Genomic DNA, 23374 nt, shown 5'->3' with positions numbered 1-23374 from the left:
GATCAGACGGGCGTTTTGACGCCGCCGCTGCAGCGCCACTGCCCGCCGCCATCCCGGCGTGGGGGCAGGGGCGTCAGGCCCGCCGCCGCGATCAGGCCGCCGACGGCATCCACCTGATCCCAGCCGTGTTCCAGCAGCAGGACGCCGCCCGGTCGCAGCGCAGGCGTGGCCTGCGCAACGATGCGGCGCAGGTCATCCAGCCCGTCGGGACCGGACACCAGCGCGCTGCGCGGTTCGTGGCGCAGGGCGGGCAGGTGGGGGTCGTGCTCGGCGATGTAGGGCGGATTGCTCAGGATCAGGTCCCAGCCCAGGGCGCGCAGCGCGGCGGGCAGGGCGTCCAGCCAGTCGCCTTCAAAGAAATCCACCGCCAGACCATGCTGCCTGGCGTTGTCGCGGGCCACGGCCAGGGCTGCGGCACTGCGGTCGCTGGCCTGCCAGATCACAGGGTGATTAACCGGTCGTTTTGCCCACGTATGCGCCAGCGCCAGGATGATGGCGCCGCTGCCGGTGCCCAGATCGAGCACGCGCAGCGGCTGGGCGCCCTGTGCCGTCTCAGTGTGCTGCGCCACGCGCTCCTGCAGCGCGTCCAGCGCCCACTGGACCAGCGTGGCGGTGTCGTCGCGCGGCACCAGCGTGGCGGGCGTGACGGCCAGTTCCAGCCCCAGAAAAGGCTGGTGGCCCAGCACGTGGGCCAGCGGCACGTCGTCCAGCAGGGCGCGGGTGTGGGTTTCGAGCTGCGCCTGCGCCGCCGCATCCAGATGCTGGGCCAGCGGCTCTGGTCCGGCCATCAGCAGCCAGGCCAGCGGGCGCGCGGCGGTGTGGGCCAGCAGGTGGCGGGCGTCCTGGCGCGACAGGCCACGCGCCTGCGCCTGACGCAGCCAGGCGTTCACGGTGAGCGTCTCCGCGCGGGACAGGGCGCTCATGCGCGGGTGTCCCAGCCACCGGTTTCCATCTGCGCGAGCTGCTCCTGCGCCTGCGCCTGCTGGAGCGCCTGGACCACTTCGGCCAGATCGCCATCCAGAATGGCACCCAGGCGGTAGAGCGTCAGGTTGATGCGGTGATCGCTGAGCCGTCCCTGCGGAAAGTTGTAAGTGCGGATGCGGTCGCTGCGGTCGCCCGTACCGATCAGGCCTTTGCGCGTCGCTGCCTCGTGCGCCTGGCGCTGCTGGCGCTCGCGGTCGTTCAGGCGGGCCTGCAGCACGATCATCGCCTTGGCCTTGTTGCGGTGCTGGCTGCGGTCGTCCTGGCATTCGGCGACCAGGCCCGTGGGCAGGTGGGTGATGCGGATGGCCGAATCGGTCTTGTTGATGTGCTGGCCGCCCGCACCGCTGGCGCGGAAGGTGTCGATGCGCAGATCGGCCGGGTTCAGGGTGATTTCGGTGGCCTCGTCGGGCTCGGGCAGCACGGCCACGGTGCAGGCGCTGGTGTGGATGCGGCCCTGGGATTCGGTCACCGGCACGCGCTGCACGCGGTGGCCGCCCGATTCGAACTTGAGCTGGCCGTAAGCCGCCTCGCCGTCCAGCCGCAGGATGACCTCCTTGTAGCCGCCGATGTCGGCGCTGCTCTCGGACAGAATCTCGCTGCGCCAGCCTTGGCGCTCGGCGTAACGCAGGTACATGCGCGCCAGATCGCCCGCGAACAGCGCCGATTCGTCGCCGCCAGTTCCGGCGCGGATTTCGACCAGCGCCGGGCGGTCGTCGTCCGGATCGCGGGGCAGCAGCGCGCTCTGAAGCTGCTCCAGCAGCTGCGTCTGCTCGGCCTGCGCCTCGGCGATTTCAGACTGCGCCATGGCGATCAGGTCGGCGTCCTGGCGGCTTTCGGGGTCGTCCAGCAGGGCGCGCGCGGCGGTTTCGTCACTTTCGCGCTGCTGGTGGCGGGTGTAGAGATCCAGCACCTGGCTGGCCTCGCCGTGCTCGCGCGAGAGCTGGCGCCAGCGTTTGATATCGGCCAGCACGGCGGGGTCGCTCAGGCTGGCATCCAGCTCGGCGCGGCGCAGGGCCAGACGCGCGAAACGCTCGCGCCACTCGGCTTTCATCGCGGACTAGGAGGGGTTGCGCTGGCGGCGCAGCAGCAGGCGTTCGACGCTGCGCTCGACCTCGGCGCGCTCGTCGCCCTGCAGGCGGCCCAGCTCGGCCAGCGGGCCGTGCAGCCACTTCTGGTTGAGCGCGGCAGCGAGCTGGTCCAGCACCTCGTCCACCGGTCGGCCTTTGGCCAGCAGGCGCTGCGCCTTGTGGACTTCGGCCTCGCGCCAGGCTTGAGCCTGATCGCCCAGCTGGCGGATCAGCGGCACCGAGCCGCGCTGCGACAGCCAGTCGGCAAAATGCTGCACGCCCAGATCGATGATGGTTTCGGCCTGCTGCACGGCGGCCTGGCGCTTTTCGCCGCCCTCGCGCACCACGCTGGCCAGATCGTCCACGGTGTACAGATAAACGTCGTCCAGCTGCGCCACGGCGGTTTCGATGTCGCGCGGCACGGCCAGATCGACCATGAACATCGGCGCATGGCGGCGTTGACGCAGCGCCTGTTCGACCGCACCCAGGCCCACGATGGGCACCGAGCTGGCGGTGCAGGACACGACGATGTCGTGCTTTCCAAGGTTGGCGGGCACGTCGGCCAGCGGCATGACGCGGCCGTTCAGGCGCTGGGCCAGTGCCTCGCCGCGCGACTGCGTGCGGTTGGCGATGGTCAGCGTTCTGGGCTGGCGCGCCGCGAAGTGCGTGGCGACCAGCTCGATCATTTCGCCTGCGCCAATAAAAAGCACGTTCAGATCGGCAATATCTTCAAAAATCTGGCTGGCCAGACGCACGGCTGCGGCGGCCATGCTGATCGAATGGCTGCCGATGTCGGTGGTGCTGCGCACCTCTTTGGCGACCGCAAACGAACGCTGGAAAAGCTGGTGCAGCGTCGTGCCCAGGGTGCCTGCGGCTTCGGCTTCGCGCACCGCCTGCTTCATCTGGCCCAGAATCTGCGGCTCGCCCAGCACCATGGAATCCAGCCCGCTGGCCACGCGGAAGGCGTGGCGCGCCGCGTCGGTGTGGGCGCGCACGTACAGGTGGTGGCGCAGCTCGCCCGCGGCGATGCCGCCGTGCTGGGCCAGCCACTCGAGCGCGGCGTGGATCAGGGCCTCGCGCTCGGCGTCGGTCCCGGCCTGCGACATCACCGGACATTGGGCCAGCTTGGCGCCACGCGGCGCAGCCAGATACAGTTCGGTGCGGTTGCAGGTCGACAGCAGCGCGGCCTCGGGCGCACTGCGGCCATTGCCTTGCAGACGGCCGTGGATGGCACGCAGCGCCTGCTGGATCTGATCCAGGGAAAACGCCAGCCGACCGCGCACGTCCAGCGGCGCGGTGGTGTGGTTCAGCCCCAGGGTCATCATGTGCATGGCGTGATTATAAAATTGTCGGACAGTCCTGCGGGCACAAAGGGCTGTTTCGTTTTGATAGCTTATTTCTATGATCCGGGGCCCTCGGGCCCACCCCGGACGCAGTGCGCAGGAGAGATCATGATTCTGGACGTCGCCTGGCATCTGGCGCAGTGGCTGTGGCCGGTGTGGTTTCTGGCCGCCACGCTGCCGCTGGTGGCCCGCCGCCTGTGGCCTTTGGCTCTGGCCCACCGCACCTGGGGGGGGTTGGCGCTGGCCTGCGCCCTGGCGGGTATGGCGGTCTGGGCCGGGGGCCTTGCCATGCTGGGTTATGACGGCGCCATGGTCAGTTACCTGGCCGTGCTGGCGGTGATGTCGGGTGTGCTGGTGCTGTCCATGCGCACGGCCTGATCGGTCCTTCCAATAAGGGGCGGGCTGCAAACCCGGCAGCAGCACAACCGCCCGATATGCCCTATATTCGCGACCACACCGTGCGGCCCGACCCGATGGCGCCCACGCTTTATCCATCCCACCAGGAGAATCGCCATGACCCGCATGGTGCAATGCGTTTACCTCAAAAAAGAGGCCCCCGGCATGACCTACGCCCCCTATCCGGGCGAACTGGGTGCGCGCATATACAACCAGATCAGCCACGAGGCTTTTGAAGCCTGGAAGCGTCATCAGACCATGCTGGTCAATGAAAACCGTCTGAATCTGGCCGACCTGCGCGCGCGCCAGTATCTGGCCCGGCAGATGGAACAGTTCCTGTTTGGCGGCGGTGGCGATCAGCCCGCCGGTTATGTTCCGCCCGAAGCCTGACGCAAAATATTTCTTTACGTGATCTTTTGCCAGGAAAGGGAAATAAAGTTTGGCATAATCGCACCACAGTTTATCTTTCCCTTTCAGGAGAACCCATGGACAAGTCCCTCGACCAGCTGATGGCTGAAAAAGCCGCCCTTGAAGAACAGATTTCGCGCCGCCAGCGTGAAGAGCGCGCGGGCGCTATCGGCCAGATTCGCGATCTGATGCAGCGTTACGACCTGACCAAAGACGATATTCCCGAGCGTGGCGCAACGGCAGGCCGTGCGCGCTCTGCCGCTGCCGGTAAAAAGCTGGAAGCCAAATACCGTGATGCCGCCACCGGCAACAGCTGGACGGGCCGTGGCCTGAAACCGCGCTGGCTGCGCGACGCCATTGAAGGCGGCCGCACGCTGGAAAGCTTCGCCGTCTGAAAACTGCGGTAAAGGACTGATCCTGACGCTGATTCCGTCGTTCCAGGTCTGATCTTTCAAAACCCGATCACCGCAAGGTGTTCGGGTTTTTTGCATTCTGTGCGCTTCAAACTTCAATTTAAACCCCGAACTCACCCCCCAAAGGATACCCATGAAAGTCTTTATGACAGGCGGAACCGGCCTGCTGGGCCAGGCGCTGTGCCGGGCGCTGCTGGCGCGCGGCGATCAGGTCTGGGTCTACAGCCGCAGGCCAGCGCAGGTTGCGGCCCTGTGTGGTGCGGGCGTGCAGGCGGTGGCGTCGCTCGAAGGCCCGGTGGCCCAGCTCGCGCTGGGCTGCGAGGTCTGGATCAATCTGGCGGGCGAATCGATCGCGGGCGGGCGCTGGACGCCCGCACGTCAGGCGCTGCTGCGTGCCAGCCGCATCGGCGTGACACGCCAGCTGCAGGCGCTGGCCGCTTCGGCTTCGGCTGCTTCGCAGGGCCAGATCACCGGGCCGCGCGTGATCCTAAGTGGCTCGGCCATCGGCATTTACGGCGACACGGGTGCGCAGGCGCTGGCTGAGAACCAGACGCCACCGGCTGCGCCCGGCTTTGCCGCCGCGCTGTGCCGCGAATGGGAGGCTGCCGCGCAGGCGCTGGGCGAAGCGCTGCCGCAGGCGCGGTTGGTGCTGCTGCGTACCGGGCTGGTGATGGCCCGCCAGGGCGGTCTGTGGCCCCAGCTCAAGAGGCCCGCGCTGCTGGGCCTGGCGGCGCGCCTGGGCGATGGTCAGCAGTACCAGAGCTGGATCCACATCGACGACTGGGTGCGTGCCGCGCTGGCGCTGATGGACGCGCGCTGCAACGCCAGCGGCCCGGTCAACCTGGTGGCGCCGCAGCCGCTGACGCAGGCCGATTTCACGCGGCGCATGGCGTGGGCGCTGGGACGGCCGCAGTGGTTGTGCGTGCCCGGTGCTGCGCTGCGCCTGGCTTTGGGCGAGCTGGCTGATCTGGTGCTGGACGGCCAGCGCGTGCAGCCTGCCCGACTGCTGGGCGAGGGCGCGACCTGGCCGGGGCTGGACGGCCAGCCGTTTCTGTATCCCGACTGGGACAGCGCACTGCGCGATCTGGTGCGCTGAAAAGTCAGTTTCCCCCGGGGAGAATCAGGCCGGGGCGTCGTCCTTGACCAGAATCTCGCCGCGCAGTGAATGTGCAAAAGCCTGGGTGATGCGCACATCCATTAACTGTCCCACCAGGCGCTGCGGCTGCGGACCGCCGGGGAAATTGACGATGCGGTTGCATTCGGTGCGGCCCATCAGCTCGGTTTTGTCCTTTTTGCTCGGGCCTTCGACCAGAATCCGCTGCACGGTATTGATGCGTGTGCGGCCTATGGCCTGCTGCTGCACATCCAGCTGGGCCTGCAGGCGCTGCAGGCGGACCAGTTTGACCTCGTGCGGGGTATCGTCGTGCAAAGCGGCGGCGGGCGTGCCGGGGCGCGGGCTGTAAATGAAGCTGAAACTGGCGTCAAACCCGACATCGGTGACCAGTTGCATCAGTTTTTCGAAATCGGCCTCGGTTTCGCCGGGGTAGCCCACGATGAAATCGCTGGACACGCTGATGTCCGGGCGCACAAGCCGAAGGCGCCGGATGATGGATTTGAATTCCAGCGCGGTGTAGCCGCGTTTCATGGCCGACAGGATGCGGTCCGAACCGTGCTGCACAGGCAGGTGCAGATGGTTCACCAGTTGCGGCACTTTGGCGTAGGCGTCAATGATGCGCTGGCTGAATTCGTTGGGGTGGCTGGTGGTGAAACGCAGGCGCTGGATGCCGGGAATGTCGCCGACATATTCCAGCAGCGTAGCGAAATCGGCGGTTTCTCCGCCCGGGCCCACGGTGCCGCGCCAGGCGTTGACATTCTGTCCCAACAGGTTGATTTCCTTGACGCCCTGATCGGCCAGGCCGGCAATTTCAACCAGCACGTCTTCAAAGGGGCGTGAAAACTCTTCGCCGCGCGTATAGGGCACGACGCAGTAGGCGCAGTATTTGCTGCAGCCTTCCATGATCGAGACAAAGGCGCTGGCGCCATCGACGCGCGCGGGTGGCAGATGGTCGAACTTCTCGATCTCCGGGAACTGGATATCCACCTGCGGCTTGGCCCGTGCGCGCCGGTCCTGGAGCATCTGCGGCAGGCGGTGTAGGGTCTGCGGGCCGAATACCACATCGACAAAAGGCGCACGGCTGATGATGGCCTCGCCCTCCTGGCTGGCCACGCAGCCGCCCACGCCAATCAGCACGCCTTTTTGCTTCAGGTGCCGCACGCGGCCCAGGTCGGAGAAGACTTTTTCCTGCGCCTTTTCGCGCACCGAGCAGGTGTTGAACAGCACCAGGTCGGCTTCTTCGACGTTGTCGGTGGGCGTGTAGCCGTCGGCTTCGCGCAGCACGTCGAGCATCTTGCCCGAGTCGTACTCGTTCATCTGGCAGCCAAAAGTCTTGATATAGACCTTTTTGCCAGACGTTGCCGGGGAATTGGCGGATGAAGAAAGATCGGAAGTGGCGGAGGCGGTGTCGTCGCTGCAGCGGTTCATGGTGTAGATCCAGAGGCTGAAATTAGAGCGCCGGATTGTCTCACGCAGCAAGGCCGTGCGGGGCAGGGCGCTGGACTGCGGCAAGACCCTGGGCCTGAAAGGGTGACAGCGCAGTCAAGTTGATGCTAATAGTTTGAAAGCTAATAATTCGATCCCGTGCAGTGAACACTTCGAAGCAAAGCCATGAGCCCCATGCCTTCCCAAACCCTGACCCGCCAGCGCCGCTGGCCCTCCAGCGCCTTGATCAGCGCCTTGGCCGCGAGCGCGCTGCTGGCCGCCTGCGCCAGCCCGGCGGGTCTGGCGCCGCAGGCCCAGGCGCTGGACGCCACCCGCCTGAGCGCCACGCGCAGCACGACCGACCTCAGCCCCGCCGCCTGGCCGCGCCAGGATTGGTGGACGGCGCTGGGTGACGCGCAGCTCAACAGCCTGATCGAGCGGGCGCTCAAAGGCAGCCCCACGCTGGCGCTGGCTCAGGCGCGCTGGCGCGAGGCGCAGGCGGCGGCGGGCGGCGTGCTGGCGCAGTCGCGTCCCAGTGTGGGCGCCAGCGGCGGCGTGTCGCTGACGCGTCTGCCGACGGGTCTGGCGCCGCAGGTGCTGGACGGCAATCCCAAGCTGGGCGAAAACGCGCTGGTACGCGCTAGCTGGGATCTGGATTTGTGGGGCGCCAACGCCCAGGCGCTGCAGGCCGCGGTCGGCCAGGCGCGAGCCGCCGAGGTCGATACCCACGCCGCCCGGCTGGCGCTGTCCACGCAGGTGACGCAGGCTTATGTGGCCTGGGCGCAGGCGCAGGTCACGCAAAAGCTGGCCCAGACCGGGGTGGACACGGCCACCCGCCTGCTGGCTCTGGTGCAGCAGCGCAGCCGCGATGGCCTGGACAACGCCATCACCCTGGCGCGCTCGCGCAGCGCTCAGGCGCAGGCTCGCCAGCAGCTGGAGGCCAGCCGCCAGACCGTGCAGCACGCCCGTCTGGCTCTCGCCACTTTGATCGGCGCCGGGCCGGACAGCACGCTGGATTTGCGCGCTCCGCGCCTGGACGCCCCCGCGCTGCTGGCGCTGGGACGCCGTCTGCCGGGCGACCTGGCCGTGGGTCTGCTGGGCCGCCGGCCGGATCTGGTCGCGGCGCGCTGGCGCGTCGAGGCCGCGCAGGCCAGCGTGAGCGCGCAGAAAGCGCGCTTCATGCCCAATGTCTCGCTGGGTGCGCTGGCCGGATCACTGGGCAGCCAGGACACGCTGACGCTGTTCTCGATCCCGTCGCTGTTTGCCAACATCGGGCCCAGCATCAGCCTGCCGCTGTTTGACGGTGGCCGCCTGCGCGCAGGCCTGGCTCAGCAGGACGCCCGCTATGACCAAGCCGTGGCCCAGTACAACCAGACCCTGGTCACCGCGCTGAACGATGCGGTCGACCAGTGGCAGACCCGCCGCGCGCTGGACGCCCAGATCGCGGCCCAGCAGACGGCTGTGGACCAGGCCGCCAAGGCCGCCGATCTGGCCCGCCTGCGCTACCGCGAAGGCCTGGGCAACGCCCTGGAGGCGCTGGACGCGCAGACCGCCGCGCTGGCGGCGCAGCAGCAGCAGCAGGGCCTGCGCCAGCGCCAGTGGCAGACCAGCCTGGCGCTGGTGGCCGCGCTGGGCGGTGGTTTTGCGACGGACCCGGCGCGCTGAGCCGACCGTTTCCTTCCCCCGATTTCTGATTTTCCTGATTTTCTGGACTGAACGAATCCTTCCCCTTGCGGAGCCCCACGATGAGCACGACTTCCTCCCCCGACACCCCTGTCAGTGACAAACCCCGCCAGCGCAAGCTGTGGCTGCGCGGCGTCGGCGCCGTGGTGGTGCTGGGCGCCATCGCCGCAGCCGCCTGGTATCTGCTGGACGGCCGCTGGTACGAGAGCACCGACGACGCCTACGTGGCCGGCCACATCGTGCCGGTGTCGGCGCAGACGCCCGGCACGCTGGTGCGCGTGCTGGTGAACAACGGCGATCCCGTCAAGGCTGGCCAGGTGCTGGCCGAAATGGACGACAGCAAGGCGCAGCTCGCGCTGGCTTCGGCACGCGCTGCGCTGGTGACTTCGCTGCGCCAGCTCAGCGGCCTGCACACGCAGGTCAGCGGTGCGCAGGCGCAGCTCAATGCCGCCGTGGCCGCCGAAAAACTGGCCGTGCAGGAGGTGCAGCGCCGCGAGCGTCTGGCGCCCAGCGGTGCAGTTTCGGCCGAAGAGCTGAGCCAGGCGCGCAACGCCCTGACCCGCGCCCGCGCCGCGCTGGCCAGCGCCCGCGAGCAGTTCCAGGGCCGCCAGGTGCTGTTGGGCGACGCTGCCGTGGACAGCAACCCCGAGGTCGAAGTGGCTGCCGCCCGCCTGCGCGCCGCCTGGCTGGACCTGCAGCGCACGCACATCGTCGCGCCGGTGGACGGGTTTGTCGGCAAGCGCAACGCCGAGCTGGGCCAGAACGTTCAGGCCGGTCAGGCGCTGATGGCGGTGGTGCCGCTGCAGGCCGTCTGGGTCGATGCCAACTTCAAGGAAACCCAGTTGCGCGATCTGCGCCTGGGCCAGCCGGTCACGCTGCACGCTGATCTGTACGGATCGGACGTGACGTACAGCGCCCGCATCACCAGCCTGGGGCTGGGCACGGGCAGCGCCTTTTCGCTGCTGCCCGCGCAGAACGCCACGGGCAACTGGATCAAGATCGTGCAGCGCGTGCCGGTGCAGGTCGATTTCACCGACGTGAAACAGCTGCAGACGCACCCGCTGCGCGTGGGCATGTCGATGTCGGTGGATGTCGATATCCACGACCGCAAGGGCCCGGTGCTGGCGGCCGTGCCCGACCAGCGCGGCACGCAGGCCACGTCGGTCTACACCGACCAGCTCAACCAGGCCGATGCGGTGGTGCGCGAGGTGATCACCGCCAACCTGCCGAGCCATAGCTGATCCACCATGAGCACCCCGGCCCAGTCGGTCCACGAGGCCGCATTCAACCCGCCCAGCCGTGGCATCGCCACCATGGGCCTGTGTCTGGCCACCTTCATGCAGGTGCTGGACACGACCATCGCCAACGTCTCGCTGCCCACCATTGCGGGCAACCTGGGCGTGAGCAGCGGCCAGTCCACCTGGGTGATCACCTCGTTCGCGGTCAGCACGGCGATTGCCCTGCCGCTGACGGGCTACCTGACGCGCCGTTTTGGCGAAGTGCGCCTGTTCATCTGGGCGACGATGCTGTTCTCGCTGGCGTCCTTCCTGTGCGGTATCGCCACGAACATGCCGGAGCTGATCCTGTTCCGTGCGCTGCAGGGCGCGGTGGCGGGGCCGATGTACCCGATCACGCAGAGCCTGCTGATCTCGATCTACCCGCCCATCAAGCGCGGCATGGCGCTGGCGCTGCTGGCCATGATCACCGTGGTGGCGCCGATTGCCGGGCCGATTCTGGGCGGCTGGATCACCGACAACTACTCGTGGGAATGGATTTTCTTCATCAACGTGCCGATTGGCCTCTTTGCCAGCGCGGTGATCGCGCAGCAGATGCGTGAGCGACGCGACCCGATCGAGACCCCGAAGCTGGACCGCATGGGCCTGTTTCTGCTGGTGATCGGCGTGGGCAGCCTGCAGATCATGCTGGACCTGGGCAACGACGCCGACTGGTTCGCCTCGCCGCTGATCGTGGCGCTGACGCTGGTGTCGGTCGTGGCGCTGACGGTGTTCGTGATCTGGGAGCTGACGCACGACGACCCCATCGTCAACCTGACGCTGTTTCGCAAGCGCAACTTTCTGGTGGGCACGATTGCCATGGTGATGGCTTATGCGGCCTTCTTCTCCATGGGCCTGCTGGTGCCGCTGTGGCTGCAGCGCAACCTGGGCTACACCTCGATCTGGGCGGGTCTGGCGACGGCGCCGATTGGCCTGCTGCCCATCCTGTTGACGCCGGTGGTGGGCAAGTACAGCTCGAAGGTGGACCTGCGGCTGATGGCGTCCTTCGCCTTTGTGGTGATGGGCCTGGTGTCCTTCATGCGCTCGCAGTTTGTCGTGCAGGTGGATTTTTTCCACGTGGCGCTGACGCAGTTCATCATGGGTCTGGGCGTGGCCTTCTTCTTCATGCCCATGATCCAGATCATGCTGTCTGATCTGTCACCGCGCGAGATTCCCGGCGGATCGGGCCTGTCGACCTTTCTGCGCACGCTGGGCGGCAGTTTTTCGGCATCGATCACCACCTTTTTGTGGGACGAGCGCGGCGTGGTCCATCACGCGCACCTGACCGAGAGCATTTCCGCCTACAACAGCCAGGCCACGGCCACGCTGCCGCTGCTGGGCGCCACGCCCACGGCGCAGCTGGCGCAGGCCAATCAGCTCATCACCCAGCAGGCGGTGCAGCTCGGCTTCAACGAGCTGTTTTATGCGCTGGCCTGGATTTTTGTCGGCCTGATCCTGCTGCTGTGGTTTGCCCGGCCGCCGTTCTCGGCCAAGGCCGGCCCGGCCAGTGCGGGCCATTGATCCGGCCTTGTTCCCATCCGCCACCGGAGTGCTGCCATGCTGAGCCCGCGAGACCGCGAAATCTACGACTGCGTCCTGCACCTGGTGATGCTCAGCCGGGGCTACCGCGCCCACGCCGACCGCGAGCTGGACGATTTCGGTCTGTCGCAGGCGGCGGCCTGGGCGCTGCTGGTGCTGTGGCGCCTGGGCAACGGTCAGCGCCAGGTGACGCTGGCCGAGCATGTGGGCATCGAGGGCTCGACCCTGGTGCGTCACATCGACCAGCTGGTCGAGGCCGGACTGATGCAGCGCCAGGACGACCCCACCGACCGCCGCGCCAAAACCCTGCATCTGACGCCGGCGGGCGAAGAGCGCGTGCAGGCCATCGAAGCCCGGCTGCTGGCCTTTCGCAGCCGCAGCTTTGAAGGACTGTCGCTTGACGACATCGCGGCCTGCCGCCGTGTCATGGCGCATGTGGCGGACAATCTGGGTCTGCCCATCCCGGCCATGCGGGTCGGATCGGGCTGTACCGAATCCCGGTAATTGCCTCGCAGAAGAAAAAGGAATCCCATGTCACAGCCCCAAACCGCCGCGGCAGCGCGGCTCAACTCGCCCGCCAAGGTGCTCGGTGCGTCCCTGGTCGGGACGGCCATCGAGTTTTACGACTACTACATCTACGCCACGGCCGCCGTGCTGGTGTTCGGCCCGCTGTTCTTCCCCACGGCCAGCCCGGCGGCGCAGACGCTGCTGTCGCTGTCCACCTTCTCGATTGCTTTCATTGCGCGGCCCGTGGGTTCAGCACTGTTTGGCCACTACGGCGACCGCCTGGGGCGCAAGACCACGCTGGTCGCGTCGCTGCTGGTGATGGGCCTGTCCACCTTCTTCATCGGCCTGCTGCCGGGCGAGGGCCAGATCGGCCTGGCCGCGCCGGTGCTGCTGTGCCTGCTGCGCTTCGGTCAGGGTCTGGGCCTGGGCGGCGAGTGGGGCGGGGCAGCGCTGGTCGCCACCGAGAACGCACCGCCCGGACGGCGCGGCCTGTTTGGCTCCTTCCCGCAACTGGGCGCACCCATCGGGCTGCTGCTGGCTAACGGCGCGTTTTTCGCGGTCAGCTCGTCCATGAGCCCGGAAGATTTCATGAGCTGGGGATGGCGCATTCCTTTCCTGGCGTCGGCGGTGCTGGTGATGGTGGGCCTGTATGTCCGCCTGTCGCTGGAAGAGTCTCCCGTTTACCGCCAGGCCGAAGCGCAGGGCAAAAAGGTCAAGGTGCCGCTGGCCCGGGTGTTTGGCCAGCACGGCGGCGCCATGCTGATCGGCACGCTGATCATGGTCGCGACTTACGTGCTGTTCTACCTGATGACGGTGTTCAGCCAGAAGTACTCGGTCAGCCCGGCGGCGACCAACGCGGCCGGTATCGTCACGGGCCTGGGCATCAACAAAAGCCTGTTTCTGGAAATGCTGATGGGCGCCACGCTGCTGTTTGGCGCTTTCACCCTGATCTCGGGCTGGCTGTCGGACATCATCGGGCGGCGCACGCTGCTGATCTGGACGACGGTCGCGATCGCCATTTTCGGCTTTGTGCTGCTGCCCCAGCTGCTGGGTCAGGGCACGCCGGGCGGGGTGATGATTTTCCTGGTGCTGGGCATGACGCTGATGGGCCTGACTTTCGGCCCCATGGCGGCCATCCTGCCCGAGCTGTTCCCCACCGAAGTGCGCTACACCGGCGCCTCGCTGGCCTACAACCTGGCGTCGATTCTGGGCGCCTCGGTCGCCACGCTGGTGGCGGTGGGCCTGAACGACAGCTACGGCCTCAAGGGCGTGGGTATTTACCTGGGCGTGTGCGCTCTGGTGACCCTGGTGGCGCTGCTGATGGCGCGCGAGACCAGCCGCGACGACCTGGCCCAGCGCTGATTTCAGCCCCTGACGTCACCCCTGACTTCAGCCTTTTACGGCGTCGGGAGCGGCCAGTTGAGGCGCGGCCTCGGCTTCAGCGGGCGCTGCGCCTGCGGGCAGCAGCGCCGCCAGCAGGACATCCTCCAGCGCCGTCGCCTGACGCTGCGCCGCTGCGGCCTGATCCGCATGGCCCTGCTGGGCGTGCAGATGCGCCAGCCACAGCCAGGCCAGACGGCGCTCGGCGGCGGGCAGCTCGCCCGAATCGGCGGCCGCCTGCAGCGGCGCCAGCGCCCGGCCGCTCAGGCCCTGGTGCGCAAAAATCAGGCCACAGGCGGCCAGCACGCTGGCGGGCAGGGGATCGCTGTCGTGGCGGGCGTAAACCTTGTCGGTGGCTTTGAGCCACTTTGCATCGGTGGCGGCTGACGCGCGCAGCACGGCCAGGCCCAGCTCGGGGCGGCTGTCCTGCGGCTGATCGAAGTAGCGATCCCACAGCGGCTTGAGCCAGTTCAGCGCGCGGCCGCTGTCGCCCAGCTGCTGCGCCCGGCGTGCGGCCAGCGCGGCCCATTGAATCTGGTGTTGCGCGGCTTTGCCTGCGTCGCGCCAGGCGGTGTCCAGCGCGTCCAGATCGCTGGCCTGGCTCAGCGCCACGGTCAGCGCCTGGCCGGTCTTCAGCTCGGATTCGGCGGTCGGCGCCTTGCGCGTGGTCAGCGCGAAGAAGGCCGGTTTCTGGCCCATGGCCTGCGCGGCGTGCAGGGCATCGACTGGACGGCCCAGCGCCAGCAGCGCGTCGGTGTAAAGGCGCGCCACGCGCGGGCGGCGGCGCACGGCGTCGGGCAGGGCAGAAATCAGATCCAGGGCGGCTTCGTGCTGGCCGTCTTCGTGAGCCCAGGTGGCCTGCCACAGGCGGGCCGATTCTTCCCAGGGGTTGACGCGCGGGTGAGCGGTCTGGCCCTGGGTCAGGGCGTGAGCCAGTGCGGCGTCGCGTTCGTCCGGCTGTTTGCGGTGGTGGGCCACATCGGCCTGTAGCAGGTGCAGCAGCGCCATCGCATCGGGGTCCTGAGCGCCTTCAGGCAGTGCGGCAAAAAGCTGCAGTGCACGGTGCACCGATTTGGTGGCCTGCGCTTCGCGACCGGCCCAGGTGTCGGCGATGGCGGCGCGCAGGGCCACCTGCGCCTGGTGATCGCGCTTGTGGCCGCGCCACTGGCTTAGACGGCGCGGCACGCGAAACAGGGCGCGCACCGCCAGCGTCAGCACCAGCAGCAGCAAATAGAGCGCCAGCGCCAGCGCCACAAACAGGTTGAGCGACAGATCGGTTTTCACGCCGCCCATCACGAAGGACACGGCGCCCTGGTCATAACCCAGCCCGGACGCGGCGAGGGCCGCGACAATGGCGATGATAACGAGCACGATCACATAACGCATGGGAACTCCTTCCTGTCTGCCTGTGCAGGGATTGTGACACGCTCACACCCGGCCCCCGGAACGGGGGCGCCGGGGCGGTCATGCTGCGCGGCACTGTCGCCTGTCGCCCACTGCCCTTCAAAAAAGCACCGGATTCCAAGGGAAAACGATCTTTGACGATGGACGGTTTCGCGGTTCAATGAACACAAATTCAAATCGTCCGCTTACATCCTCCGGTCTGCCGGGGGCACGCTGCATGAAAACGCCACTGGAGGTTCTGTCGGTCAGCGAGAAGGGCTGGGTTCCTGACCTGTCCATGTCTCATTACGGCCCGTTTGTGGTCGAGGCCCGGGCCGATCTGCCCGCGGTCACCGATGCCCTGCGTGCGCAGCCGCCCGACGTGCTGCTGCTGCACTGGAACCTGACCGATGCCATCGCCCAGTTGCGCCGCTGGAACGCCCAGCTGCTGCTGGCCGACGTGCCCGTGCTGCTGGTCAGCACCGAACCTGATCCCGCCCTGCTGCCACACCTGGTGACGCTGGGCGTGCAGGATGCGCTCAGTTCGCGCGAGGCGGGCAGCTATCTTCTGGCCAAGGCGCTGCGCATGGCGGTCGAGCGCCAGACGCTGCTCAGCGACACGCGCCGCTCGCTCTCGCTGGACATGGCCACCGGCCTGCCCAACCAGAAGCAGCTTCAGGAACACATGTCCCACCTGCTGGCGCTGCGCGCCCGCGATCCGGCGCCCATGTCGCTGCTGGTGCTGCAGTTCCAGGGCCTGGCGCCGCTGGAGGGCAGCCTGGGCTCGGTGGCCGCCAGCGTGCTGCGGCGCAAGGTGGCGGTGCGTCTGCGCTCGGCGCTGCGCGCCAGCGATGTGGTGGCGTCGCTGGGGCCCAGCCAGTTCGCCATCCTGCTGGCTGTCATGGATACGCCGCAGGATGTCGCCCATGTGCAGGCCAAGCTGCGCACGCTGCTTGACCAGCCCTATGTGGTCAGCGGCCAGAGCGTCTCCTTGCCCGTGGACATGGTCGCCGTTGAGTCTGTCGCGCAACAGAATCCGGGCGAACTCATCGGTCAGGCGCTGCTTCGCATGAACCCGCAGGCGCCGGTGCTGACTCTGGCTGGTACAGTCGCGCCGTCGGGGAACTTTTCGGTCATGAACGGCATCAACATGTTGCAAGGCTGTACTTCAGCCAACGACTGATCCATCGTGACAGACCCCGAACTGTCCCAATTCAAGGAGAAATTATGCGTACCCAAGTGACTGCTATCGTGCTGGCTTCCTCCCTCATGCTGTCGGCCTGTGCCAACATGACCGAAGGTCAGCAGACCACCGGCAAAGGCGCTGGCCTGGGCGCCCTGGCGGGTGCCGTGATCGGTGCTGCCACCGGCGACCGCACGACAGCCCTGAAGGGCGCCGCCATCGGTGCAGGCCTGGGCGCACTGGGCGGCTATGTCTGGTCGCAGCGTCTGGAAGAGCAGAAGCGCCAGATGGAAGCCGCCACCAAAGGCACCGGCATCCAGGTCGACCGCACGGCCGACAACCGCCTGAAGCTGAACGTCCCCGCTGATGCCGGCTTCGCGGTGGGCAGCGCGCAGATTTCTTCCACCCTGGCCAATGTGCTGAACCAGTTCGCCACCGGCCTGGTGGGTAACCCGGCCGCCAGCGTGGCCATCATTGGTCACACCGACAACACCGGCAGCGACGCCATCAACAACCCGCTGTCGCTGAATCGCGCTGCGGCCGCCCGCGATTACCTGGTCTCGCGCGGCGTGGCCAGCAACCGCTTCGCCATCGAAGGCCGTGGCTCGCGCGAACCCGTGGCCAGCAACGCCAGCAACGAGGGCCGTGCCCAGAACCGCCGTGTCGAGATCTACGTGAGCGAAGCCGCTCCGCGCTGATCGCCAATGGGCTGCCCTCGGGCAGTCTGCTGCAAGGCATCGCAGGACCGCGCCACCACAACCCGGTGGCGCGGTTTTTTTTCGCCCGTAAAATGGTCTGATCGAACAAAGTCAACGAGACAGGCCCCGCAGTGCAATCCTCACCCAGCAGTTCCGCGCCCACCGCCGCCGTGCGCGTGCTCAAGAAATACCCCAACCGCCGCCTGTACGACAGCCACAGCAGCAGCTATGTGACGCTGGCCGACGTCAAGGCCATGGTGGTGGCGGGCACGCCCTTTCGCGTGGTGGACGCCAAGACGGCGGAGGACCTCACCCGCAGCATCCTGCTGCAGATCATTCTGGAAGAAGAAACTGCGGGCGCGCCGATTTTTAGCGAAACCATGCTGCGCGTGCTGATCCGCGTCTATGGCCAGGCCATGCACAGCAGCCTGGGCGCCTGGCTGGAGCAGTCGCTCGCCGGCGTGTCGCGCCTGCAGGATTCCCTGGGCGCGCAGTGGCAGGCGCAACTGGAGCAGCTGGGCCAGCTGCCCGGCGCCCAGCCGTTTGCCGGGATACCACCGCCGCTGCCCGGGGTGATGCCTGGTGTGATGCCCGCCGTTTTGCCGGGCGTATTGCCGGGCGTGGGGGCGCTGCCCGGCAGCGACTGGATGCAGCAGATGACGGCGCAGTGGCAGGCCCAGCAGGACCAGCTGCGCCAGGCCGGCGAGCAGTTTTTCGCCAGCTTCCAGCCTCCGGCGACGTCAGAGCCTGCGGCATCCGGGTCGGATGCGCCTCCTTCTGGCGATCCCGCTGAGGCGCCGGTGACCCCGAAACCCCGCCGCCGCAAACCGGCTGCAGGCTGATGCGGCTGCAGGCTGATCCGCCTGCGGGTCAGTCAGACGGACTGGCCAAACCGGCTGAGTCGACTGACCCCAGCTTGTAGCCCATGACCTCGACGCCGACCGCATCGCAGTCGGGGTAGACGTCGGGCTTTTCGCTGCTCAGGCGCACGGCCGCGACGCGCGGGTGGGCCAGCAGGCTGATCAGCAGATCGTCAACCAGCGTTTCCTGAAGCTGGATGTGGCCGGTGGCGATGCGCGCGGCGATGGTCGAGCGGATGAAATCGTAATCAACGACCTCGTCCAGCTCGTCCTGACTGGGCGTGGAGCTGGACAGCGGCACGTACAGATCGACGTTCAGGCAGACGCGCTGCGTCCCCCGCTTTTCGAAATCGTGCGCGCCTATGCCCATCTGCACGCTGTAATTGCGCAGGAAAAGCCGGCGGCAGGGGGGCAGGGCGTGGTCGGGCCAGGCGCCGAAAGTCAGTGAGTTCATGTCGCGATCAAAGCTGGGAAAGCGCATTTTGCGCCAGAAACAGCACATCGCGGCCCTGGCCCATCAGATGCTGACCGCCATCGACCAGCAGATCGCAGCCAGTCAGCGCCGGGCTGTCCAGCGCGTAGGCCACGGCGCGGGCGATGTCTTCGGGCGTGGACGAGCGCTGCAGCGGCGTCATGCGCCGGGCGGCGTCAAATTCGGTTTCGTTCATCGGGCCGGAAACCAGCGTCAGCCCGGGCGAGATGCCCACCACACGCAGACGCGGCGCCAGCGCCATGGCCTGAAGGCGCACGGCCTCTTTCAGTGCGGCCTTGCTCAGGGTGTAGGACAGGTGATCGGGATTGGGGTTGTGCAGCTTCTGATCCAGGATGTGCACGGCGCAGGGCCAGGGGCGCTGCGTCTGGGGCTCGTGCCCGGACCCGGCCTGGGCGCGCTGCGCCAGGTGGTCGGCCAGCGCCTGCGTCAGCAGCAGCGGCGCCAGGGTGTTGGTGGCCATGTGGCGCTGCAGGCGCTCGCCAGTCAGCGTGGCGCTGTCGTCAAATTCAAACAGCGAGGCGTTGTTGACCAGCGCGTCCAGCCGCCCGAACTGCGCCACGACCTGTGGCACCAGCGCGCGGCAGGCCGCCTCGTCGGCCAGATCGGCGACGAAGACGGCAGCCCCGTGGCCCGACGCCCGGCGCGCTTCGTCGGCGGTGGCGTTCGCTTCGTCGAGCGAGTGGCGGGCGTGAATGGCCACTCGCCAGCCCTGCGCGGCCAGATGCAGGGCGATGCAGCGCCCCACGCGGCGCGCGGCGCCGGTGACCAGAACGACGGGGGCGGAGGGCAGGGCGGTCATGGGGTGCTTTCCGGGTTTGCGACAATGCGCGGATTGTCCCGCAAGCGTGTCCGCGCTGACGCCTGCTCCAACGCAAGTCCCTGCCCATGAATGATTTTCCTGCCCCTGCATTCGCGCCAGTACCCGGTCGGCTCGGACCTGATCCTGATCTCCACGCGGCCCTGCTGGCCGCCCGCGATGCCAGCGGCTGGCTGCGTTTTGATGCCTTCATGCAGCAGGCGCTTTACCACCCGCAGGCCGGGTATTACACGCGCAGCAGCCCCAAGCTGGGCGAGCGGCCGGAATCGGGCAGCGATTTCGTCACCGCGCCCGAGCTGACGCCGCTCTTTGGCCACACCCTGGCCGCGCAGGTGACCGAGCTGCTGCAGGCCAGCGGCACGCAGACTGTGCTGGAGCTGGGTGCGGGCAGTGGCGCGCTGGCCGAAGCGCTGCTGGACGTTTTGCCACCGCACGTCGCTTATCGCATCCTGGACGTCTCCCCCAGCCTGCGCGGCCGTCAGGCGCAGCGTCTGGCGCGCTTTGGCGAGCGCGTGCAGTGGCTGGAGGCCCTGCCTGAATCCTTCGAGGGCGTGATTCTGGGCAACGAGCTGCTGGACGCCGTCCCCGTGCGCGTGGTCGTGCGCTCTGTGGACGATGAGCCCGCCTGGCGGGAGCGCGGTGCCGTCTGGGACGACACTGCCAACGCCTGGCAGTGGCAGGACAGGCCTCTGGACCGGGCGCTGCTGGCCGCGCAGGACGCGCGCTGCGCCGGGCTGCTGGACGAGATCGCGCCGCAGCTTCCGCCCGGCTACACCAGCGAAATTCACCCCCAGGGCCAGGCGCTGGTGGGCACGCTGGCCGCCCGGCTGAAACGCGGCGCGATGCTCTGGCTGGATTACGGCTTTGAAGAGCGCACCTACTACCATCCCCAGCGCGCCACGGGCACGCTGATGTGCCACCGTGCCCACCGGGCGGACGACCAGCCGCTGGCCGAGCCGGGCGAAAAAGACATCACCGCGCACGTCAACTTCACCGGCGTCGCGCTGGCCGCGCAGGATGCGGGGCTGGACGTGCTGGGCTACACCAGTCAGGGGCGTTTCCTGATCAACTGCGGCCTGCCGCAGCGTCTGGCCGAACTGCCCCAGGCGACGGCGCAGGAGCGCGTGGCCAGCGCGCGCACCACCGCCAACGCGCACAAGCTGTGGGCCGAGCACGAAATGGGCGAGCTCTTCAAGGTGCTGCTGCTGGGACGCGGTCTGGACGCGACCCGCCACTGGCTGGGGTTTGCGCAGGGCGACCGAACTGGCGCGCTGGGCTGAGATTACACTCACACCCATGAACACCCCCACGCCTTACGACCCGACCGTCAAGCAGAAAGCTGCCGACAAGACGGCGCGCATCCCCATCAAGATCGTGCCGCTGGCCCAGCACGAGCAGCTGAAAAAGCCCGACTGGATTCGCGTCAAGGCGGGCAGTGCGGGCACGCGCTTTTACGAGATCAAAAATATCCTGCGCGAGCACAAGCTGCACACGGTGTGCGAAGAGGCGTCCTGCCCCAACATCGGCGAATGCTTTGGCAAGGGCACGGCCACCTTCATGATCATGGGCGACAAGTGCACGCGCCGCTGTCCCTTCTGCGACGTGGGCCACGGCCGCCCCGATCCGCTGGACGCGGACGAGCCCGCCAACCTGGCCAAGACCATCGCGGCGCTGAAACTGAACTATGTGGTGATCACTAGCGTGGACCGCGACGACTTGCGCGACGGTGGCGCCGCGCACTTCGCCGAGTGCATCCGCCAGGTGCGTGTGGCGTCGCCGCAGACACGCATCGAGGTGCTGGTGCCCGATTTCCGGGGCCGCGACGACCGCGCCCTGGGCATCCTGCGCGAAGCCCCGCCGGACATCATGAACCACAACCTGGAAACCGCACCGCGCCTTTACAAGCAGGCGCGTCCGGGCTCGGATTACCAGTTCAGCCTGAACCTGCTCAAGAAGTTCAAGGAGCAGGTGCCCGGCGTGCCGACCAAGAGCGGCATCATGGTGGGCTTGGGCGAAACCGACGAAGAGATTCTGCAGGTGATGCGCGACATGCGCGCGCACGACATCGACATGATCACCATCGGCCAGTACCTGGCGCCCAGCGGCCACCACCTGCCGGTGCAGCGCTACGTCCACCCCGACACCTTCAAAATGTTCGAGGAAGAAGCCTATCGCATGGGCTTTGTCAACGCCGCCGTGGGCGCGATGGTGCGATCCAGCTACCACGCCGACCAGCAGGCGGCGCACGTCTGACGGGCCCCGCGTGAAAGCCGCCACCTGGAACGTCAACTCGCTGTCCGTGCGCCTGCCGCAGGTGCTGGACTGGCTGGCCGCCCACCAGCCGCAGGTGCTGGTGCTGCAGGAAACCAAGCTCACCGACGACAAATTCCCCCACGAGGCGCTGGCGCAGGCGGGCTACACCAGCCTGTGGCACGGCCAGAAAACCTATAACGGTGTGGCGCTGCTGGCGCGCGCGGGCTGCCAGGTCAGCGATCCGGTGAAAAACATCCCCGGTTTTGAGGACGAGCAGGCCCGCGTCATCGCCGCGACGGTCGATGGCGTGCGTGTGGTCGGGGGCTACTTCCCCAACGGCCAGGCGCCCGACAGCGACAAGTTCGCCTACAAGATGCGCTGGCTGGATGCGCTGCGCGCCTGGCTTCAGGGCGAGCTGGTGCGCACGCCAGATCTGCTGCTGATGGGCGATTTCAACATCTGCCCGACCGACGCCGACGTCTACGATCCGGTGGCCTGGGCGGGCCAGATCCACTGCACGCCGCAGGAGCGCGAGCACTTCCAGGCGCTGACCGCGCTGGGTTTGGTCGATGCCTTCCGCCTCTTCGAGCAGCCGGTGAAAAGCTGGAGCTGGTGGGATTACCGCAATCTGGCCTTTCGCAAGAACCAGGGCCTGCGCATCGACCACATTCTGGCCAGCCAGCCGCTGGTGGGTCGCGTCACGGCCTGCGAGATCGACCGCCTGCCGCGCAAGAACGAGCGGCCCAGCGACCACGCGCCGGTCTGGGTGCAGCTGGATCCTGCATGAGCTCAGGCAGCGGGCCGGACGCTCCTACGCCGGCGCAGCCGCACCCCAGCCAGTTCGCGCTGCTGCGCCAGCGCCGCTTCGCCCCCTTTTTCTGGACGCAGTTCCTGGGCGCGGCCAACGACAACCTCTTCAAGTTCGCCTTCACGGTGCTGGTGACTTACCAGTGGCAGGTGGCCTGGCTGCCGCGCGAACTGGCGGGGCTGGTGATCAGCGCGCTGTTCATCCTGCCTTTTGTGCTGCTGTCGGCCACCAGCGGCCAGCTCGCCGACCGCCTGCCCAAGCACCTGCTGATGCGCTGGGTGAAGGTCGGTGAGCTGGGCATCATGGCGATCGGCCTGGTTGGCTTTCTGGTACCCAGCCCGGCGCTGCTGCTGCTGGGCGTGATGCTGATGGGGCTTCATTCGACGGTGTTTGGCCCGGTCAAGTTCGCTTATCTGCCCGCCACGCTTAAGCCGCACGAGCTGGTCGGCGGCAACGGTGTGGTCGAAATGGGCACGTTTGTGGCCATCCTGCTGGGCAATCTGGTGGGCGGGGTGCTGGTTTCGGTGCCGGAGCAGGGGCCGCTGTGGGTGGCGCTGGCCTGTCTGGGTGTTTCGCTGCTGGGTCTGGTGACGGTGTGGCGCGTGCCGCCGCTGCCCGCCAGCGCGCCGGGCCTGCGCATCAACTGGAACCCTTTCACCGAAACCTGGGCCAACCTGATGATGGCGCGGCAGGACAAAACCGTGTTCCGCGCGCTGCTGGGCATCAGCTGGATGTGGTTTTTTGGCGCGGTCTTCCTCAGCCAGTTCCCCGTGTTTGCCCGCGACGTGCTGCATGGCAACGAGGGCGTGGCCTCGCTGCTGCTGGTGCTGTTCTCGGTGGGCGTGGGCGTGGGCTCGCTGCTGTGCGAGGGCCTGAGCCGGGGCCGCGTCGAACTGGGTCTGGTCATCCCCGGCGCTTTGGGCATGACGGCGTTTTCGGTCGATCTGTACTTCGCCACCCGCGCGCTGCCCGTGCCGTCGGGCCAGACGCTGCTGGATGTGACCGCTTTCGTGGGCCAGGGCGCGCACTGGCGGGTGATGGCCGATCTGGCCCTGATGAGCCTGTTCACCGGGCTGTACATCGTGCCGCTGTATGCCATGGTGCAGTCGCGCTCGCCGGTGACGCACCGCGCCCGCATCATCGCGGCCAACAACATCCTGAACGCGCTGTACATGATCGCCAGCGCGCTGATCGCTGGGGCGTTGATGGCGGCGGGGCTGTCGCTGCCGCAGCTTTTCGCACTGATGGGCCTGGCCAACCTGGCCGTGACGGCGCACCTGGCGCTGACTTCGCCCGAGTACCTGCAGGGCCTGCGTCGCTGGATAGGCGGAAGATAACGGCATAAT

The 23374-nt window shown here is 67.5% G+C and carries 22 protein-coding genes and 1 pseudogene; 16 read left to right on the top strand and 7 right to left on the bottom strand.

The genetic code is table 11. The features are described from left to right. Nucleotides 1-2 precede the first annotated feature (2 nt). Genes prmC through hemA form a run of 3 tightly spaced genes read right to left on the bottom strand, consistent with a single transcriptional unit; the run spans nucleotide 3 to nucleotide 3382 of the window. Nucleotides 3-923 (bottom strand): peptide chain release factor N(5)-glutamine methyltransferase, encoded by a 921-nt coding sequence (gene prmC, locus RV045_RS08170; protein WP_423235290.1) that lies wholly within the window; start codon nucleotides 921-923, stop codon nucleotides 3-5. After that, complete coding sequence (gene prfA, locus RV045_RS08165) at nucleotides 920-2035, bottom strand: peptide chain release factor 1 (RefSeq protein ID WP_423235289.1); 1116 nt, start codon at nucleotides 2033-2035, stop codon at nucleotides 920-922. Before prfA ends, prmC begins: the two co-directional genes overlap by 4 nt. 6 nt (nucleotides 2036-2041) lie before the next feature. Next, nucleotides 2042-3382 carry a glutamyl-tRNA reductase gene (gene hemA, locus RV045_RS08160; protein WP_423235288.1) on the bottom strand — a complete coding sequence of 447 codons (1341 nt, stop codon included), beginning with the start codon at nucleotides 3380-3382 and terminating at the stop codon, nucleotides 2042-2044. A gap of 120 nt (nucleotides 3383-3502) precedes the next feature. On the opposite strand from hemA, the gene RV045_RS08155 reads away from it, so the two are divergent. The 4 genes from RV045_RS08155 to RV045_RS08140 all read left to right on the top strand — a co-directional run bounded on the left by RV045_RS08155 (nucleotide 3503) and on the right by RV045_RS08140 (nucleotide 5707). Then, nucleotides 3503-3772, top strand: coding sequence for a hypothetical protein (locus RV045_RS08155; RefSeq protein WP_423235287.1), 270 nt, complete (start codon nucleotides 3503-3505; stop codon nucleotides 3770-3772). A gap of 135 nt (nucleotides 3773-3907) precedes the next feature. Then, on the top strand, nucleotides 3908-4180 hold the full coding sequence (locus RV045_RS08150; protein ID WP_423235286.1) for an oxidative damage protection protein: 273 nt from the start codon (nucleotides 3908-3910) through the stop codon (nucleotides 4178-4180). A 95-nt stretch (nucleotides 4181-4275) separates the two neighbouring features. Continuing rightward, on the top strand, nucleotides 4276-4593 hold the full coding sequence (locus RV045_RS08145) for an H-NS histone family protein (protein ID WP_423235285.1): 318 nt from the start codon (nucleotides 4276-4278) through the stop codon (nucleotides 4591-4593). Between the two features lie 151 nt (nucleotides 4594-4744). Then, on the top strand, nucleotides 4745-5707 hold the full coding sequence (locus tag RV045_RS08140) for a TIGR01777 family oxidoreductase (RefSeq protein WP_423235284.1): 963 nt from the start codon (nucleotides 4745-4747) through the stop codon (nucleotides 5705-5707). Nucleotides 5708-5731: 24 nt separating this feature from the next. On the opposite strand, the gene miaB is transcribed toward RV045_RS08140, so the two are convergent. Next, complete coding sequence (gene miaB / locus RV045_RS08135; protein WP_423235283.1) at nucleotides 5732-7153, bottom strand: tRNA (N6-isopentenyl adenosine(37)-C2)-methylthiotransferase MiaB; 1422 nt, start codon at nucleotides 7151-7153, stop codon at nucleotides 5732-5734. 192 nt (nucleotides 7154-7345) lie between these two features. On the opposite strand from miaB, the gene RV045_RS08130 reads away from it, so the two are divergent. From RV045_RS08130 to RV045_RS08110, 5 genes are all read left to right on the top strand, one after another. Beyond that, complete coding sequence (locus RV045_RS08130) at nucleotides 7346-8815, top strand: efflux transporter outer membrane subunit (RefSeq protein ID WP_423235282.1); 1470 nt, start codon at nucleotides 7346-7348, stop codon at nucleotides 8813-8815. 80 nt (nucleotides 8816-8895) lie between these two features. Then, nucleotides 8896-10074: a biotin/lipoyl-containing protein gene (locus RV045_RS08125; protein ID WP_423235281.1), complete on the top strand. Its 1179-nt coding sequence runs from the start codon at nucleotides 8896-8898 to the stop codon at nucleotides 10072-10074. A 6-nt stretch (nucleotides 10075-10080) separates the two neighbouring features. After that, complete coding sequence (locus RV045_RS08120; protein WP_423235280.1) at nucleotides 10081-11628, top strand: DHA2 family efflux MFS transporter permease subunit; 1548 nt, start codon at nucleotides 10081-10083, stop codon at nucleotides 11626-11628. 36 nt (nucleotides 11629-11664) lie between these two features. Then, a complete protein-coding gene (locus RV045_RS08115) occupies nucleotides 11665-12150 on the top strand; it encodes a MarR family winged helix-turn-helix transcriptional regulator (protein WP_423235279.1) in 486 nt (161 codons plus the stop codon). A gap of 27 nt (nucleotides 12151-12177) precedes the next feature. Further along, nucleotides 12178-13515 carry an MFS transporter gene (locus RV045_RS08110; RefSeq protein ID WP_423235278.1) on the top strand — a complete coding sequence of 446 codons (1338 nt, stop codon included), beginning with the start codon at nucleotides 12178-12180 and terminating at the stop codon, nucleotides 13513-13515. Nucleotides 13516-13542: 27 nt separating this feature from the next. On the opposite strand, the gene RV045_RS08105 is transcribed toward RV045_RS08110, so the two are convergent. Continuing rightward, on the bottom strand, nucleotides 13543-14919 hold the full coding sequence (locus RV045_RS08105) for a heme biosynthesis protein HemY (RefSeq protein WP_423235277.1): 1377 nt from the start codon (nucleotides 14917-14919) through the stop codon (nucleotides 13543-13545). Between the two features lie 235 nt (nucleotides 14920-15154). Here RV045_RS08105 and RV045_RS08100 point away from each other — a divergent pair, with 235 nt between their 5' ends. The 3 genes from RV045_RS08100 (at nucleotide 15155) to phaR (ending at nucleotide 17639) form a co-directional block, all read left to right on the top strand. Next, nucleotides 15155-16099 carry a GGDEF domain-containing protein gene (locus RV045_RS08100; RefSeq protein WP_423235276.1) on the top strand — a complete coding sequence of 315 codons (945 nt, stop codon included), beginning with the start codon at nucleotides 15155-15157 and terminating at the stop codon, nucleotides 16097-16099. A 44-nt stretch (nucleotides 16100-16143) separates the two neighbouring features. Beyond that, the gene (locus RV045_RS08095) at nucleotides 16144-16797 is read left to right on the top strand and encodes a YiaD family glycine zipper/OmpA-like lipoprotein (protein ID WP_423235275.1); all 654 of its coding nucleotides are present in this window, start codon (nucleotides 16144-16146) and stop codon (nucleotides 16795-16797) included. Nucleotides 16798-16928: 131 nt separating this feature from the next. After that, complete coding sequence (phaR, locus tag RV045_RS08090) at nucleotides 16929-17639, top strand: polyhydroxyalkanoate synthesis repressor PhaR (RefSeq protein ID WP_423235274.1); 711 nt, start codon at nucleotides 16929-16931, stop codon at nucleotides 17637-17639. A 28-nt stretch (nucleotides 17640-17667) separates the two neighbouring features. On the opposite strand, the gene RV045_RS08085 is transcribed toward phaR, so the two are convergent. Together RV045_RS08085 and RV045_RS08080 are read right to left on the bottom strand one after the other, a co-directional pair. Further along, the gene (locus tag RV045_RS08085) at nucleotides 17668-18111 is read right to left on the bottom strand and encodes a dihydroneopterin aldolase (RefSeq protein ID WP_423235273.1); all 444 of its coding nucleotides are present in this window, start codon (nucleotides 18109-18111) and stop codon (nucleotides 17668-17670) included. A gap of 7 nt (nucleotides 18112-18118) precedes the next feature. Continuing rightward, on the bottom strand, nucleotides 18119-18949 hold the full coding sequence (locus RV045_RS08080) for an SDR family oxidoreductase (protein ID WP_423235272.1): 831 nt from the start codon (nucleotides 18947-18949) through the stop codon (nucleotides 18119-18121). Nucleotides 18950-19035: 86 nt separating this feature from the next. Here RV045_RS08080 and RV045_RS08075 point away from each other — a divergent pair, with 86 nt between their 5' ends. The 4 genes and pseudogenes from RV045_RS08075 to RV045_RS08060 all read left to right on the top strand — a co-directional run. After that, nucleotides 19036-20247 (top strand): class I SAM-dependent methyltransferase, encoded by a 1212-nt coding sequence (locus RV045_RS08075; protein WP_423235271.1) that lies wholly within the window; start codon nucleotides 19036-19038, stop codon nucleotides 20245-20247. 16 nt (nucleotides 20248-20263) lie between these two features. Continuing rightward, nucleotides 20264-21220, top strand: a complete 957-nt coding sequence (gene lipA, locus RV045_RS08070; protein ID WP_423235270.1) for a lipoyl synthase — start codon at nucleotides 20264-20266, stop codon at nucleotides 21218-21220. A gap of 10 nt (nucleotides 21221-21230) precedes the next feature. Next, nucleotides 21231-22007 (top strand): exodeoxyribonuclease III, encoded by a 777-nt coding sequence (gene xth, locus RV045_RS08065; RefSeq protein WP_423235269.1) that lies wholly within the window; start codon nucleotides 21231-21233, stop codon nucleotides 22005-22007. Next, nucleotides 22004-23362, top strand: a pseudogene (locus RV045_RS08060) (MFS transporter); the annotation flags it as partial. The gene xth and the pseudogene RV045_RS08060, both read left to right, overlap by 4 nt. Between the last annotated feature and the right edge of the window lie 12 nt (nucleotides 23363-23374).

The sequence above is a fragment of the Amphibiibacter pelophylacis genome (genome assembly GCF_037688875.1).
Taxonomy (GTDB): domain Bacteria; phylum Pseudomonadota; class Gammaproteobacteria; order Burkholderiales; family Burkholderiaceae_C; genus Amphibiibacter; species Amphibiibacter pelophylacis.
The sequence above is the reverse complement of the archived record's forward strand: the minus strand, read 5'-3'. Positions and strand labels throughout refer to the sequence as shown.